This is a genomic window from Ruegeria sp. CL3 (genome assembly GCF_056536505.1).
On the sequence record NZ_JBQFPT010000002.1, the window covers coordinates 177,793 to 191,774 of the forward strand.

At 58.1% G+C, this 13,982-nt stretch carries 16 protein-coding genes and 1 riboswitch; of the genes, 8 read left to right on the forward strand and 8 right to left on the reverse strand.

Features of this window, described 5'->3' with window-relative positions:
* Window positions 1-30 precede the first annotated feature (30 nt).
* Window positions 31-1,323 (reverse strand): helix-turn-helix domain-containing protein, encoded by a 1,293-nt coding sequence (locus ACR0NO_RS03185; protein ID WP_170637290.1) that lies wholly within the window; start codon window positions 1,321-1,323, stop codon window positions 31-33.
* 189 nt (window positions 1,324-1,512) lie between these two features.
* Between ACR0NO_RS03185 and ACR0NO_RS03190 the strand changes: the two genes are divergently transcribed.
* From ACR0NO_RS03190 to aat, 4 genes are all read left to right on the forward strand, one after another.
* On the forward strand, window positions 1,513-2,049 hold the full coding sequence (locus tag ACR0NO_RS03190; RefSeq protein WP_170460784.1) for a LuxR C-terminal-related transcriptional regulator: 537 nt from the start codon (window positions 1,513-1,515) through the stop codon (window positions 2,047-2,049).
* 151 nt (window positions 2,050-2,200) lie between these two features.
* The gene (accB, locus tag ACR0NO_RS03195) at window positions 2,201-2,704 is read left to right on the forward strand and encodes an acetyl-CoA carboxylase biotin carboxyl carrier protein (protein WP_480722952.1); all 504 of its coding nucleotides are present in this window, start codon (window positions 2,201-2,203) and stop codon (window positions 2,702-2,704) included.
* A gap of 9 nt (window positions 2,705-2,713) precedes the next feature.
* Window positions 2,714-4,063 (forward strand): acetyl-CoA carboxylase biotin carboxylase subunit, encoded by a 1,350-nt coding sequence (gene accC, locus ACR0NO_RS03200; RefSeq protein ID WP_170460778.1) that lies wholly within the window; start codon window positions 2,714-2,716, stop codon window positions 4,061-4,063.
* Window positions 4,064-4,111: 48 nt separating this feature from the next.
* The gene (gene aat, locus ACR0NO_RS03205; protein ID WP_480722953.1) at window positions 4,112-4,744 is read left to right on the forward strand and encodes a leucyl/phenylalanyl-tRNA--protein transferase; all 633 of its coding nucleotides are present in this window, start codon (window positions 4,112-4,114) and stop codon (window positions 4,742-4,744) included.
* Here aat and ACR0NO_RS03210 read toward each other — a convergent pair.
* From ACR0NO_RS03210 to ACR0NO_RS03235, 6 genes are all read right to left on the reverse strand, one after another.
* Entirely contained in the window at window positions 4,699-5,067 is a 369-nt protein-coding gene (locus tag ACR0NO_RS03210; protein WP_170468105.1) for a DUF2155 domain-containing protein, read from the reverse strand. The two genes, aat and ACR0NO_RS03210, sit on opposite strands and share 46 nt — an antisense overlap.
* On the reverse strand, window positions 5,064-5,516 hold the full coding sequence (gene mlaD / locus ACR0NO_RS03215) for an outer membrane lipid asymmetry maintenance protein MlaD (RefSeq protein WP_480722954.1): 453 nt from the start codon (window positions 5,514-5,516) through the stop codon (window positions 5,064-5,066). Before mlaD ends, ACR0NO_RS03210 begins: the two co-directional genes overlap by 4 nt.
* A 13-nt stretch (window positions 5,517-5,529) precedes the next feature.
* Window positions 5,530-5,913, reverse strand: a complete 384-nt coding sequence (locus tag ACR0NO_RS03220) for an NADH:ubiquinone oxidoreductase subunit NDUFA12 (protein ID WP_170460766.1) — start codon at window positions 5,911-5,913, stop codon at window positions 5,530-5,532.
* A gap of 79 nt (window positions 5,914-5,992) precedes the next feature.
* Entirely contained in the window at window positions 5,993-6,358 is a 366-nt protein-coding gene (locus ACR0NO_RS03225) for a RidA family protein (protein ID WP_480722955.1), read from the reverse strand.
* A gap of 164 nt (window positions 6,359-6,522) precedes the next feature.
* Window positions 6,523-7,791 carry an ATP-dependent Clp protease ATP-binding subunit ClpX gene (gene clpX / locus ACR0NO_RS03230; RefSeq protein WP_480722956.1) on the reverse strand — a complete coding sequence of 423 codons (1,269 nt, stop codon included), beginning with the start codon at window positions 7,789-7,791 and terminating at the stop codon, window positions 6,523-6,525.
* A 133-nt stretch (window positions 7,792-7,924) separates the two neighbouring features.
* The gene (locus ACR0NO_RS03235; protein WP_170374872.1) at window positions 7,925-8,557 is read right to left on the reverse strand and encodes an ATP-dependent Clp protease proteolytic subunit; all 633 of its coding nucleotides are present in this window, start codon (window positions 8,555-8,557) and stop codon (window positions 7,925-7,927) included.
* A 324-nt stretch (window positions 8,558-8,881) separates the two neighbouring features.
* On the opposite strand from ACR0NO_RS03235, the gene ACR0NO_RS03240 reads away from it, so the two are divergent.
* Together ACR0NO_RS03240 and ACR0NO_RS03245 are read left to right on the forward strand one after the other, a co-directional pair.
* Window positions 8,882-9,226: a metalloregulator ArsR/SmtB family transcription factor gene (locus ACR0NO_RS03240; protein WP_170691766.1), complete on the forward strand. Its 345-nt coding sequence runs from the start codon at window positions 8,882-8,884 to the stop codon at window positions 9,224-9,226.
* Between the two features lie 120 nt (window positions 9,227-9,346).
* Window positions 9,347-9,484, forward strand: coding sequence for an entericidin A/B family lipoprotein (locus tag ACR0NO_RS03245; protein ID WP_170374868.1), 138 nt, complete (start codon window positions 9,347-9,349; stop codon window positions 9,482-9,484).
* A 1,331-nt stretch (window positions 9,485-10,815) separates the two neighbouring features.
* On the opposite strand, the gene ACR0NO_RS03250 is transcribed toward ACR0NO_RS03245, so the two are convergent.
* Window positions 10,816-11,268, reverse strand: coding sequence for a hypothetical protein (locus ACR0NO_RS03250; protein WP_480722957.1), 453 nt, complete (start codon window positions 11,266-11,268; stop codon window positions 10,816-10,818).
* Window positions 11,269-11,505: 237 nt separating this feature from the next.
* On the opposite strand from ACR0NO_RS03250, the gene ACR0NO_RS03255 reads away from it, so the two are divergent.
* Window positions 11,506-13,383: a DEAD/DEAH box helicase gene (locus tag ACR0NO_RS03255; protein ID WP_480722958.1), complete on the forward strand. Its 1,878-nt coding sequence runs from the start codon at window positions 11,506-11,508 to the stop codon at window positions 13,381-13,383.
* 88 nt (window positions 13,384-13,471) lie between these two features.
* Window positions 13,472-13,663, forward strand: a riboswitch (cobalamin riboswitch).
* An 85-nt stretch (window positions 13,664-13,748) separates the two neighbouring features.
* Window positions 13,749-13,970, forward strand: a complete 222-nt coding sequence (gene nrdH, locus ACR0NO_RS03260) for a glutaredoxin-like protein NrdH (RefSeq protein ID WP_170374861.1) — start codon at window positions 13,749-13,751, stop codon at window positions 13,968-13,970.
* The last annotated feature ends 12 nt before the right edge of the window (window positions 13,971-13,982 follow it).

Below are 13,982 nucleotides of genomic sequence, written 5' to 3' on the forward strand. Positions count from 1 at the left end.
CGCCAGATTAAGCGGTTGTTCGGGAACCTGTCAAAAGCCTTCGCTGAGAATTGACGGCTCGCGACGAGAACCGCAATCGCCGCTTGGGCAAATCCGGCAGCTTGGCCCGACCCGTGTCACCTCTGGGTTCAGTTCGGCCTCGACCAGCGGCCATATCAGCATGGCCGCGCGATAAGAAGGTTCCTGGTCGTATCCGGACACGCCGTGCGGCCAGGCATAAGCATGACATTCGAACATTGCAGCAGCACGCCCCTGCTGCGCGACCTGCCGTCTTATCGGAACCAGAGGCCGGTTCAGCGCAGAAAACAGCGGCCAATGCGGGCAGGCCTCGCCATGGCGCGGCAGCGACAGGCCGGTGACAGGTTTCAGGAACAGGAGACTGCCCGAGCCGTCGCAGATCACCAGCCCTACTGGGCGGTTCAGCACCTTTTCGGGCAGGCTGGCTAGGCGTCGGAACACTGTCGGCAGATCGACCGAGAATCGCTGGGCCAGTTCCAGAGGGTTCGGATCACCATCTGCAAGCGTGGTTTTGAGGGCATCAAGCGGCATGGCCTTGGCGTCAGCCTCACTCTGCTTTAGCCATTCCCCTGCAAGGTTCCGTGCAGCCGAGGTATTTAGACCCTCTAGATCTATGACCTCTGCCCCTTCCCCGGCGTCAAGTTCTGGAAAGCTATAGCCGCGCGCTTCAAGAAACACCTCAACCTCTTCCAGCGGTGCGCCACGCGGGTCTTTCGACGTATCGCTTTCGTCTAGGTAGGTCACCAGCGCCTTTGAACTGTCGGCCAGTCGCTCGGCATCCTGATGAAGGTTCTGGTGGAACCGATCCTGCCACTCGGCGTCGATATCCTGCGGGTCGGCCAGAATCGCTGCGGTCGACCGAATCGCCGCTGCGGTCGACAGCACTTCGTGCATCGAGGCCGCCAGATGCGGGTCATGGGTCAATCGGTCCGAAAGCGTTGCAACCGTCCGTTCTAATGACACCACACGACGATGCATTTGCGCCAATACTCCCGACCAACCAGGAAAGCGGCCTGCAAACTCCTCAAGCGTTTCAATTTCGGCCTGCTGGCCAACTGCATCGGCCGCCGCTTCGCGCAAGGCCGATATCAAGGTCGCTTCGATCCCTTGCGTCAACACGGAGGGCTCAACTGCCAGCGCCCCTGCAATATCGACCAGCAATTTGCCCCCGATCCGGCGGCGGTTGTGCTCAATCAAGTTCAGATAAGAGGCCGAGATCCCCACCTGACGCGCAAGTTCCGCCTGCCTTAGACCCGCAATCTGCCGTCGTTCGCGGATCCGGCTACCGGTCAGCAAATCCCGCATGATCAAGGTCCTCAGTCACGTATTGCTATATCTGGGCAGTTGTATTTTCAGTTTATTCTATCATTTTCCTAATGTTATGCACCAGTTTTCATATTGAGTTGACAAGATTAACAACGTCCGGTCCTCGATGGCACCGTCAGACGCGCTTCGCCCCTTCTCATTTCCTGCATTTACCGCCACCATATGAGTATGAGCGATCCAGCTTTTGAATATGCACCCATCGGCCTTGTCGAATTGGAAAACCGCATCATCCGACGGTGCAACTTGCAATTTGCGCGCACCTTTGGCGGGGATGAAGCCGAATACAATAATATGCCCTTGCTGCATCTCTACCCTTCGGTCGCGGATTGGGAGAGAATCGGGCAACGCAGCCTGCAGGTGATGCGCGATACCGGCTACTACACCGATGAACGTGTGATGCGACGTCGGAACGGAGACCTGTTCTGGTGCCGCGCGCGAGGACGCTCGCTGACCCCTGACGATCCGTTTCGCCATGGAATCTGGAGCTTTTCCGACATCTCCGAGGAGCGCCCGCTGGTGGAACTGACCGTGCGCGAGCGCGAAGTGGCGATCCTGTCTTGTCGCGGCCTGTCGGCTAAGGAAATCGGGATGGAGCTGGGCCTGAGCTACCGCACGATCGAGGCCTACCGCGCCCGGCTACTGGAAAAATTCGGCGCTAGGAAACTGCCGGAACTGGTTGCAAAGCTCTCTGGCATGCCGCTGTAAGAACAACCGCCCGTAATAAACCATCCAAACCCCCTGTTTTCAGGCTTAAACGGCGCTTTTCATGGCTGCTCGCTTGGCTTATAACCCTGCGTAATCAGATCGAAGCCCGCGTAGATACAGACGGGCCAAAGGGGAACCTTCGAGGATACTCATGACAGATACCAAACACGAAGCGGATGTGGCGTTCATCAAAGCCTTGGCCGAACTGCTGCGCGAAAATGACCTGACCGAACTGCAGGTCAAACGCGAATATGGCGAGGAAGACAGCCTGAACGTGCGCGTCAGCCGCGCAACGCAAACGGTTGCCGCTCCGGTTCAGGTTGCCGTTCCGGCCGCAGCTGCAGCGCCTGTCGCTGCCGCGCCGGCCCCTGCAGCAGCCCCCGCAGCCCCGGTCGCGGATGTGGAAGACCCGGCCAGCCATCCCGGCGCTGTGACCTCGCCTATGGTCGGCACGGTTTACATGCAACCCGAGCCCGGTGCGCCCTCTTTCGTTTCGGTCGGTGCGTCTGTTTCCGAAGGAGACACGCTGCTGATCGTCGAAGCTATGAAGACGATGAACCACATCCACGCGCCCAAATCGGGCACCGTGAAACGCATTCTGGTCGGCGACGGCGACGCTGTAGAATTCGGCACCCCTCTGGTCATCATCGAGTAAGGCGGGCCCATGTTCGACAAGATCCTGATTGCCAACCGAGGCGAGATCGCCCTGCGCGTAATCCGCGCCGCGCGCGAGATGGGGATTAAGACGGTCGCCGTCCACTCCACCGCCGACAGCGACGCAATGCATGTGCGCATGGCGGACGAATCGGTCTGCATCGGCCCCCCGCCCAGCCCGCAAAGCTATCTGTCCGTCCCTGCGATTATCTCGGCCTGTGAAATCACCGGCGCACAGGCGATCCATCCCGGCTATGGTTTCCTGTCGGAGAATGCCGAGTTCGTGCAGATCGTCGAAGACCACGACATCACCTTCATCGGCCCCACCGCCGAACATATCCGCGTGATGGGCGACAAGATCACCGCCAAGGACACGATGAAGGCGCTGGGTGTGCCGTGTGTTCCCGGCTCCGACGGTGGCGTTCCGACGTTGGAAGACGCAAAGCGCATCGGTGAAGAGTTCGGCTATCCTGTCATCATCAAAGCCACCGCCGGTGGCGGCGGACGCGGCATGAAAGTCGCAATGAGCGCGGATGAGATGGAAAGCGCCTTCATGACCGCACGTGCCGAAGGTAAAGCTGCCTTTGGCAACGATGAGGTCTATATCGAGAAATACCTCACCACACCGCGCCATATCGAGATTCAGGTTTTCGGTGACGGCAAAGGCAATGCCGTCCATCTGGGCGAGCGCGACTGTTCGCTGCAACGCCGTCACCAGAAGGTATTCGAAGAGGCTCCCGGCCCCTGCATTACCCCCGAAGAGCGTGCCAAGATTGGCAAAATCTGCGCCGACGCGGTGGCCAAGATCAACTATATCGGCGCTGGCACCATCGAGTTCCTGTACGAAAAAGGCGAGTTCTACTTCATCGAGATGAACACCCGCCTACAGGTGGAACACCCGGTGACCGAAGGCATCTTCGGCGTCGATCTGGTGCGCGAACAAATCCGCGTGGCCTCGGGCTTGCCGATGTCGTTCGGACAGGATGACCTAGAGATCAATGGCCACGCCATCGAAGTTCGGATCAACGCAGAAAAACTGCCCAACTTCTCGCCCTGCCCCGGCAAGATCAGCGCGTATCACGCACCGGGTGGCCTGGGCGTGCGGATGGATTCGGCGCTTTACGATGGCTATTCGATCCCGCCCTATTACGACTCACTGATTGCCAAACTGATCGTTCAGGGCCGTGACCGCGCCGAAGCGCTGGCCCGTCTGGAACGCGCCTTGGGTGAGTTGATCGTTGACGGTATCGACACCACAGTGCCTCTGTTCCACGCTCTGTTGCAGGAGCCGGACATCCATAGCGGCGACTACAATATCCACTGGCTGGAGCATTGGCTTGCGGAGAATATGGCCGACTAACCCCACAGGGCCGGTTGGCATGCGCCGCCCGGCCCTTGGATGTTCCTCATGAGTCTGTCACCAGAACTTTTGCTGCATGGCTATTCGATCGGCATCTTCCCGATGGCCGAGCATCGTGATGACCCGGACCTGTTCTGGGTCGACCCCAAATTCCGCGGGGTTTTCCCGCTGGACGGTTTCCACATCTCGCGCAGCCTTGCAAGGCGGATACGGAGATGCGGCTTTTCCATCTCGATCAATCAGGATTTTGAAGGCGTCGTCGATGGGTGTGCCGATCGTGCGGACACATGGATTAACGCCGAGCTGCGCGACCTGTATCGACAGGTGTACAGCGCAGGCCAAGCACATTCTCTGGAAGTATGGGAAGATGACCAGCTTGTCGGAGGCGTTTTCGGAGTGGCTCTGGGCGCTGCGTTCTTTGGCGAGAGCATGTTCTCACGTCGCACCGACGCCTCGAAAATCGCGCTGGCTTATTTGGTGGACCGCCTGCGACAGACCGGTTTTCAGCTATTCGACACTCAGTTTCTGACCGCCCATTTGGCCTCACTCGGTGCGATCGAAATCCCCCGCAGTGACTACAGAAAAGCGCTGGAAGAAGCGATTGGCGATAGCGCCGACTTTGCGGCCGAGGTGCCTCAGTCCGCCGATGGGGTGATACAGCGGATCACCCAAACGTCATAACGCGAATGATCCAAAGCGTTCAGTGCCGGAGAGGTCGCGATCATCCAGCCGTCAAACAACTGCTCCGCCTTGCCCTGTTCCCATATGGTCAGGAAGGCAAACGCATCCCCGGTGGGGTTATCGACGGGATAGCGGCAATCCCCCAATGCAACATCCAGACCAAAGACAGCCTGTGTCTGACCAGTCTGCAGCTCAACATCCACGGTCTGACCGTTGACCTTATCCAAGCCACGCAACATCGCGCCGGGTCCGGACTGAACCGTTTGCTGAGCTGTCGCGGATGTCGCGGCCAGCGCCAACGCAAATGCCAGAGCGCGCATCATTCGCTGCCGTCTCCGGCGACGAACTTCACCAGCAACGAGATCAGGCTGACCGCGCCCTGCGTATCTTCGATCTGATCACCCGGCTCAAAATAGAACGGAGATCCGCCTGGCATCACCTCAACAAAATTGCCCCCCAACAACCCTTCGGAGGAAATCACGATGGCGCTGTCATCTGGCACGAGGACACCATCCGCGACCGAAAAGGTCGTATCAGCGCGGTATGTCTCAGGGTTCAGGGTCACGTCGGTAACGGTCCCGATTTTGACACCCGCAAGGCGCACATCGGTTCCGACATTGACCCCTTCCAGCGACCTGAAGGACGCCCCAAGCTTATATCCGGCACTGCCTTGTGACAGGCCGGTGGATTGACTGGCATAAACACCAAACGCGACGGCGCAGGCCAAGACGGCACCGCCGACGAATACTTCGGTCCAGTTGTGGGTCGACATTGCTCGCCTCGTCTTATTCCGGGCTCCAGGCCTCGTAGTCCTTACGCTCAACAGGCTCTGCCCGGCGCAAGGACCCCGCGGGGGTGTAAGCAAGCGCGGTGCCTGTCAGGTTCTCCTGATGCGGTTTTTCCCAGGCCTTGTGCGCCAACGGTTTGTCTGTCGGCGGTTCATCCCAAGTGCGGTGCAGCCACCCATGCCAATCGGGATCAACCCTGCTGGCTTCCGCCTCACCATTGAAAATCACCCAGCGTTTGCTGTCATCGGCGGTTCTATAAAAGACGTTACCTTCATTGTCCTCGCCAACTTTAACACCTTTACGCGCAGTGAAAATCTGTGTGTTAAGGGTTGCCCCATTCCACCAGGTTACGGCCCGCAAAAGAGTGTTCAGGATGCCCATGATCTGCCTCCGGCAATTCGGTCCCGAGAAGGTATGACCCAAAGGCGCGCCAAGGTCCAGTACCCGCCGCGTGACTGCGTCACTGCGGCAATAAAGCGGTCACTTCGATCTCGATCCGGTATTGGGGGTCAATCAAACCACATTCAATCATCGTCGCAGCCGGTGGATTGGCTCCAAAAACCTCGGACAACACGGGCCAGCACGACTCGAACTCGGTCCGGTTGGGCAGCATGTAGGTTACACGAACAACATCGGCCAAACTTGCGCCAGCCTCTACCAATGCTTCCCCAATGACGTCCAATGCTGATCTGCATTGATCTACAACGCTCTCACCCTGTCCAACAGTGCCGGAAACGTGAACCCACCCTCCGGCCACCACGGCGCGGCAATAGCCAACCTTGCCCTCGAATTCACCACCTGAAGAGATACGCTTGATTGCGGTCACGGCTCATTTCTCCGAGTATTTGAATATCATGAATTTATGCGAGGCTCTGCCTCGCGCTCCGGGATATTTATGGCCAGATGAAGTAAAGGATCCCCTGTTCATCTGGCTGGAAATATCCCGGGGGAGTCGCCTGAAAGGCGGCGGGGGCAGCGCCCCCTTACCCGTTAGCCAGCCGACGCCGACTCCGCCACTGCATCCGCATAAATGATCAACGGCTGCGAGTCAGAGGTCACAGCCTCTTCGTTTACGACCACTTCCGTCACATTTTTCAGGCCCGGAAGTTCGAACATCGTATCCAGCAGAATATCTTCGAGGATCGAACGCAGCCCCCGAGCGCCGGTTTTACGCTCGATCGCTTTCTTCGCGATCGATTTCAGCGCCTCATCGGTAAAGGACAGTTCCGCGTCCTCCAGCTCGAACAAACGCTGGTATTGTTTGACCAGAGCGTTCTTGGGCTTGGTCAGGATGGTCACCAAAGCATCCTCATCCAGATCCTCCAGCGTGGCCAGAACCGGTAGACGGCCAACGAATTCCGGGATCAATCCGAATTTCAGCAGGTCTTCCGGCTCGAGGTCCTGGAAGATTTCGCCCACTCCACGCTCGTCATTGTCGCGCACGTCAGCGCCAAAGCCCATTGCCGAGCCTTTGCCGCGCTGCGCGATGATCCTATCCAGACCGGCAAACGCGCCGCCACAGATGAACAGGATATTAGTGGTGTCCACCTGCAGGAACTCCTGCTGCGGATGTTTACGTCCACCCTGAGGTGGAACCGAAGCGACTGTGCCTTCCATCAGTTTCAGCAGCGCCTGCTGAACACCCTCACCCGAGACGTCACGAGTAATCGACGGGTTTTCGGACTTGCGCGTGATCTTGTCGACCTCGTCAATATAGACGATGCCACGCTGCGCGCGTTCGACATTGTATTCGCTGGCCTGAAGCAGCTTCAGAATGATGTTCTCAACATCCTCACCCACATAACCCGCTTCGGTCAGCGTCGTCGCATCGGCCATGGTGAACGGCACATCCAGAATACGCGCCAGCGTCTGTGCCAGCAGCGTCTTGCCGCAACCGGTCGGACCGATCAGCAGGATGTTCGACTTGGCCAATTCAATATCACTACCCGCTTTCTGGGCGTGGTTCAGACGTTTGTAGTGGTTGTGGACCGCAACCGACAGAACCCGCTTGGCAGTGGCCTGACCGATTACGTAATCGTCCAGAACCTCGCAGATATCCTTGGGTGTCGGTACCCCGTCCGAGGATTTCAGACCGCTGGCCTTTGTTTCCTCGCGAATGATGTCCATGCACAGCTCGACGCATTCATCACAGATGAAAACGGTCGGGCCTGCGATCAGCTTGCGCACCTCATGCTGGCTTTTTCCACAAAAGCTGCAGTAGAGCGTGTTTTTGCCGTCACCGCCTGAATTCGTCGCCATGATCTACCTTTCGGGCTTCGTCTCTGCGCCCCTACCTGTGGGGCACGCTTGCGCATGTTCGTGCAGCTTAGGCCAGCGCTCTGGCGGCTACAATCTCAAAATGGCCCCGCGCTTGGCGCGCGGGACGCGTTTCTTAGGCCTCTTCCGTGTCCATCTTGGCACGGTTTTCGACGATCTCGTCGATGTGGCCCCAATCCTTGGCCTCTTCGGGACTCATGAAGTTGTCACGATCCAGAGCCTTTTCAACCGACTTCTTAGTCTGACCCGTGTGACGTACATAGATGTCATACAAGCGATCTTTCAGCTTCTGCGTCTCAGCGGCATGGATCATGATATCGCTGGCCTGGCCCTGATATCCGCCGCTGGGCTGATGAACCATGATCCGGCTGTTCGGCAGCGAAAAGCGCATGCCCGCCTCGCCGCCTGCCAGCAAAACCGACCCCATCGAGGCCGCCTGACCGATGACCAATGTGGAACATTTCGGCTTGATGTACTGCATTGTGTCGTAAATCGACAAACCGCTGGTCACCACACCGCCGGGCGAGTTGATGTAGATTGAGATTTCCTTGTTCGGGTTTTCCGCCTCAAGGTGCAGCAACTGCGCGACGATCAAATGGCTCATCCCGTCGTGAATTGGACCGTTGATGAAGATGATCCGCTCTTTGAGCAGGCGCGAGAAAATGTCATAGGCGCGCTCCCCCCGACTGGTCTGCTCAACGACCATGGGCACGAGCGTATTCATATAGGTATCTACTGGATCGAACATTCGGAACCTGCCTGCTTTGCTATGGATCGGGACATTATCCCAACAAGAGTTACCCGAGTCTTAGTGTCGCCACTGGGGGGCTGCAAGGGGGGCCGGCAAGAACGACCTTGCAAACTGTTCGCAAGCCACGGCGGCCCTTGTCTTCGGCTCCCACCTCAGAGGGGCCGAAAACGGCACTTTTTCGCACACAGTCGATCTGATCACGGTATTTTGATTCATGCATATGGGCGCAAAAGTGCAAAACAAGCAAATTGGATGTACTTATCCGACAAGTAGTATATGGCAGGCTTCACCCACAGCGGGATCGTAAGGAACGAAGTAAAGATGGCACTCCCCCAAGTAACCCAGGACACCCCTTCAGCAGAGCTTGACCAAATGGTCGAAAACGCGTCGCGGGCGGCGAATTTTCTGAAGGCAATTAGCCACGAAGGGCGTCTGATGATCCTGTGCCATCTGGCGTCGGGCGAGAAATCTGTCACCGAGCTTGAGACCCTGTTGTCCGCCCGCCAGGCCGCCGTGTCGCAGCAGTTGTCGCGTTTGCGGTTGGAAGGGCTGGTGACGCCCCGCCGCGACGGCAAAGCGATCTATTACCGACTGGCCGATGACAAGCCCCGTCGGATGCTGGAAACCGTCTATGAGCTGTTCTGCAGCGAAAACACAGGGCATTAATAGTTTGCCCGGCAGGCCGCAGGCGTAGACGCAGCGCGACCCCCGGTAAACCGCAAAAGTGCTAGCCTCCTCAGTAAGATACTGCTACCGAAGGCCTGATCGAGCATGAAGGAGAAAAACATGATCCGCGCAATTCTGATTGGCCTGAGCCTATTTGCATTGACCGCCTGCGAAACCGCCAAAGGCGCGGGCAAAGACATCGAAAAAGCGGGCGATGCGATCCAAAACGCAGCCTCGGACGTGCAGGAAAACCTCTGATTTACGCCTTCATCTTGCGGATCGCAGGATGACGCACGCAATATGTTGTTGATGCTGTAGGCTGAACTGGCTATTATGCAAGGACAGGTGCATAGACGCGGCATTGCATCATCTGACGTTAACACGGGGCTCTTTTGCACATGCGAAAGAGCCCCGTTCCCATTCTGACGAGGGGTGGGTGGTAGCCTGCATGAAGCCAGCAAGGGAAAAGGCGTCAGGTGCGCAGACGCGGTCTTTGCATGCGCCCTTGCGGGCAACCCCTGACGCCTTACCCGGACGAAGTTTGTCCTAAGACCACTTCGATCCAGTTGCCCCGGCCCCCGAGGGAACCGCAGCCGCCGCCACAAACTCGAAAGTCGCCGCGACGCACAAAGCCCATTTGAGAAGATGATCCGTCGACCCAAGACACGAAGCCCCAACTCGATGCACCACCCACCGGTAAGCCCTTGCAAAAAAACGTCAATCCTAAGATCAACTTTCCCTGCGCAGACCCCCTTGGCCTTTGCATCCCGCCTTCTGATCCGAGGAACTCCAGCGGTGAAACCAATCTTGCATTGCACCCGTTATCGGGCAAGAAAATAGCACTGCAGCATGGAAATCAGACGGGGATAAGTTGTTGATATCTGCCGGGAGGGTACTGTGGATAACTGCGGATTTCTCGAAAACCACGTAGGGTTAGAATTGCAAAACTCTTTTCGCTAAATTCTGACCGGAATGTTGCGAATTGCTGCAAGCGCAAAGTGCAACAGACGATAAACTGATCGCAAATTGCAAAAAACTGACAACGCCGCGCTGTCTGCAAAACCGAATCGTTCGGACTGAAATAGCGCTAAATTCCCTCCATGATCGCCTGTGCTGTCGAACATATTTGCAAGACGGTTGTCAAAGCGAGACTTGCACCCGGTAATGATCCTTAACCGACGCTTTAAAAACGCCGACCCTACTGACGTCAATCGCGTAGGCAGAGCAGATATGCTCGCAAGAGGTCGACTGGACAAATCCTCCCAACAGAATCTGCGGCATACTGCGGATAGGATGCCATTCTGAAATGGAGCTTGGACCGGACGGCGAATTTTTCACCGTGCGCGACTCCGCGCTGAAGGTTCGCGAGATCCGAATAACCCGGGCCGAGGAACACGGCGTGTAAACCCGGCATACACTAGATCCCGTCGCGAGCAGCGAAATCACCGTCCGGTCCGCCTCCTCCCTGTGGAGACGAGTTTTCCGATATTGAGAAGCGTTCCGACCCGGACGGTTTACCTACTATTCTGCCGCAGTCAAAATCGGGCGACAGTCTGTACCCCCTACAGTCCGACCGGGCCGGAAACGCTTCAGTTCACCTGACGTTCCAGAACGGTGCTGTAGGTTGTTCCAGTCCGCAGGCTACGGAAATCCGCATAAATTCGCCCATCTTCGTAGCGCGCGTCGATCAAGGCGTTCACGCCAATCGCCGGCTCGGCCGAGCTTTCGACAATCCCGATCTTTCCAGAGCCATCCTGGCTGATGGAACCGGTGGCCTCGTACATCGTCCAGTCATCCATGGCATTGCGTCGCCACATACTCGGACCCCAGAACGCATTGTCGTTCTGGACCTGAATTTCGAGCACCCATTCCGACTGGTTAAATCGCGGAGCATCGCCGGTAGCCGAATTCGACGGCGAAACCGTAGTCTGGCTGGCCGTCCAAATACCGCGCAGATCAGGCATGGTTTCGGCGGCAGCGGCAGTGCCAAGGGCTAGGCTCGTGGCCAGAGCGGCTGCTCCGGCAGTCATAAATCTGGTCATGGTCTCATTCTCCCTGAAATTGGGGCCATCTCTGGCTGTGTTCAAAAGATTGGGAGGAGTGCGGCGGGTTACAACTTTCCTGAAGGAACCTTCATAAAGCGTTCATGCAGTGTTTGATCGCACAGCTCGCTTTCCGCACTATACATTCGGCGCCTCACTCAGTAAGGAGTGCCCTTCGACGATCATCCGCGTGTTAGACGCTCTGAGGGTGACCGCAGCATCCCAACGAGCCGAGCCATGAAACAAACACTTCAAGACGCCCTTGATCGCAAAGGGTATGACACGCTGACCCCTGTCCAAACCGCCGTATCCGCGCCCGACTTAGAAGGTCGCGACATGTTGGTTTCGGCACAGACCGGGTCGGGGAAAACCATTGGCTTCGGCCTCGCCATCGCCCCGACCGTTTTGGGCGACGCGGATGTATTCGATGCGGCGGGCGCGCCTTTGGCGCTGGTCATCGCGCCGACGCGCGAATTGGCGATGCAGGTCAAACGCGAACTGGCATGGCTCTATGCGGATGCAGGGGCATTCATCGCGTCCTGTGTCGGCGGAATGGATATGCGAGACGAGCGGCGAGCGTTAGCGCGCGGCGCGCATATCGTGGTCGCAACGCCGGGCCGTCTGCGCGACCATGTCATGCGCGAGACAATTGACCTGACCGCTGTGCGCGCCGTGGTTCTGGATGAAGCCGACGAAATGCTCGATCTGGGCTTCCGCGAAGATCTTGAGTTCATTCTGGAACAGACCCCGTCCGAGCGTCAGACTCTGCTGTTTTCCGCCACGGTTCCCCGCGCCATCGCCTCCCTCGCCGCCCGCTACCAGCGCGATGCCGAGCGCGTCAGCACCGTCAGCGAGCGCACGCAACATGCCGATATCGAGTACCGCGCGATGAATGTGGCCCCGCGCGATGGTGAGAACGCAATCATCAACGTGCTGCGCTTTTACGAGGCCCCCAACGCCATCATCTTCTGCAACACCCGCGCCATGGTCAGCCGCCTGACGGCGCGGCTGTCGAATCGTGGATTCTCGGTCGTAGCCCTGTCCGGAGAGCTGACGCAAAGCGAACGTTCGAACGCGCTGCAAGCCATGCGCGACGGACGCGCTCGCGTTTGTGTTGCGACCGATGTGGCCGCACGCGGCATCGACCTGCCGAACCTTGATCTGGTGATCCACGCGGAACTGCCGAACAGCCATGAAACGCTGCTGCACCGCTCGGGCCGAACCGGACGCGCCGGGCGCAAAGGCGTCAGCGCGCTGATCGTGCCGCCCGCATCGTTCAAAAAGGCGCAACGCCTGTTGAAATTCGCCAAGCTGACTGCCGATTGGGGGTCTGCGCCCTCAGCCGATGAGGTTCAGGCGCAGGACATGCAGCGGATGTTCAGCTCGGATGATTGGACCGTGGATGTGACCGAGGGCGAAAGTGCTCTGATTGATGATCTGGTCTCGCGCTTTTCACCGCAGCAACTGGCGGCGGCCTATCTGCGTCAATACGGGCGCAAACACTCCGCCCCGGAGGAGCTAAGCGACACGCCGGATGCAGCACCAAAGCCGAACGTCCCCTTTGGCCCAAGCGTGTGGTTTTCGCTGTCGGAGGGGCACAACGAAAACGCCTCGCCGCGCTATCTGCTGCCCATGTTGTGCAAGGCGGGCAAGATCACCAAAGACGATATCGGCGCGATCCGCATTGCCGACACCGAAAGCTATATCGAGATTCGCGAAAGCAGTGTCGAAGGTTTCCTGAAGGCCATCGGCCCCGAGATGACCGTCGAAGGCACCAAGACCCTCGTGCAACTAGACGCGCCGCCCGCCTTTTCCGGTGGTGGCCGCAAAGGTCTCAAGCGCGACTTCAAGGGCAAGAAGCGCCCCGAACGTGCTGAACGTCCGGCCCGCGCGGCTGAGCCCCAGCCCGCAAAACCGCGCCGGAAATCGGCCGAGAAACCCAAACCCGAAACGCGGCCCAAACGGGATGAGGCCCCCTCGGGCGATCAGCACAAGAAGCCCGCGCGCCGTCCGAAAGGCCCGCCTCCGCCCAAAGGCAAGCCAAGCAGCAAGAAAAACCGCGCACGTGCGGCTGCGATGAAGGGTGGCAACGCAGTGCCCAAGCGGAAAAAGTAAACCGCCTTAGCGCCCGCGGCAGGTTGTGCAAGCGAAGAAATTTTTGTTCTTCGCTACACCATATATTGACAACACGCCACCACCAACCCCAATATGGTGTTGCTTCGGTTCTTTCGATTCCTGTTGAAAGCTAAGAGGGAAACCGGTGAAAAACCGGCGCTGCCCCCGCAACTGTAAGCGGATAGTTCGGCTGAATACGCCACTGAAAGCGAGCTTTTGGGAAGGCCAGTCCGAACATCAATCCGCGAGCCAGGAGACCTGCCGTAAGCAAAGAAAGAAAACCGCGAACGGAGGGTTCGGGGGCGTGTTCAGGGTTCATTTTGCCCGCAGCGTCCTCGGCATTCATTAAAAGGACAGAGGACGACATGAGCATTACCGTATATTCCAAACCCGCATGCGTACAATGCACCGCCACCACCCGCGCGCTGGATGCAAAAGGCATCACCTATGACGTCATCGATCTGACCCAGGACGACAGCGCCATGACCCATGTGACCGAGCTGGGCTATCGTCAGGCCCCTGTCGTTGTGGCAGGCAGTGATCACTGGTCGGGTTTCCGCCCGGACATGATCGCCCAACTGGCCTGACCCATGACCACG